Source organism: Pseudomonas sp. K5002, assembly GCF_013386655.1.
Lineage (GTDB): Bacteria > Pseudomonadota > Gammaproteobacteria > Pseudomonadales > Pseudomonadaceae > Aquipseudomonas.
Window position 1 is genome coordinate 1 of the sequence record NZ_JACARK010000242.1, and the last position, 907, is coordinate 907.

The window sequence follows — 907 nt, forward strand, 5'->3', positions numbered from 1 at the left end:
AGTCGCCGTTACCTAAATAGCGGATATGCCCCCAAGCAACCGCTCAGCGCCCCCTAGCGAACAATCTTGTCCACCTGAATCCCCAGCTTCTTCAACCGATACCAAAAACTGCGCTCGGAAATCCCGATCTTCTGCGCCGCCGCAGCCTGCACCCCGTTGCTCTCCTGCAACGCAGCCATGATGTAAGCCTTCTCCACCTCAGCCAGCGCCGCATCCAGATCCTGCGGCACACCCGGCCCGTTGCTGAGTATCGCGCCCACCCCATCCTCAGCAGGCGTCGAAGCAAACAGATACGCTGGCAAATCAATATCCTCGATCACCGGCGTCGCCGCGACAATGGTCGCCCGCTCCACACAGTTCTGCAGCTCACGAATATTGCCCGGCCAGGAATACGCCGCCATGGCCTGCAACGCCTCGGGGCTGAAACCGGTGATGCGTTTGCCCGCCGTGGCACTCAAGGTCTGGGCAAAGTGCCGGGCCAGCGGCGCGATATCTTCCACCCGCTCACGCAAGGCCGGCAGCGGAATCGGAAATACGTTCAAGCGGTAGTAAAGGTCTTCACGAAACTCTTTGTTCGCCACCGCATCCAGCAAGTTCTTGTTGGTGGCAGCGATCACTCGCACATCCACCTTGCGCTCGCGCGGGTCACCCACCGGCTCGATCACCCGCTCCTGCAAGGCCCGCAGGATTTTCGCCTGCAACGCCAACGGCATGTCACCCACTTCATCGAGAAACAACGTGCCCTTGTCGGCCTGCATGAAGCGCCCGACCCGATCCGCCACGGCGCCAGTGAAGGCGCCCTTGCGGTGGCCGAACATCTCGCTTTCCAGCAAGCCTTCGGGGATTGCCGCGCAGTTGACCGCCACAAACGGCTTGTCGGCGCGGTTGCCGTGTTTGTGGATGGCAC

At 61.5% G+C, this 907-nt stretch carries 1 protein-coding gene; it reads right to left on the minus strand.

Annotation, left to right across the window (positions count from 1 at the left end; translation table 11 throughout):
* Nucleotides 1-53 precede the first annotated feature (53 nt).
* Nucleotides 54-907 (minus strand): sigma-54-dependent Fis family transcriptional regulator (locus HX846_RS12870; RefSeq protein ID WP_178965504.1); only part of this gene is annotated, 854 nt, incomplete at its 5' end.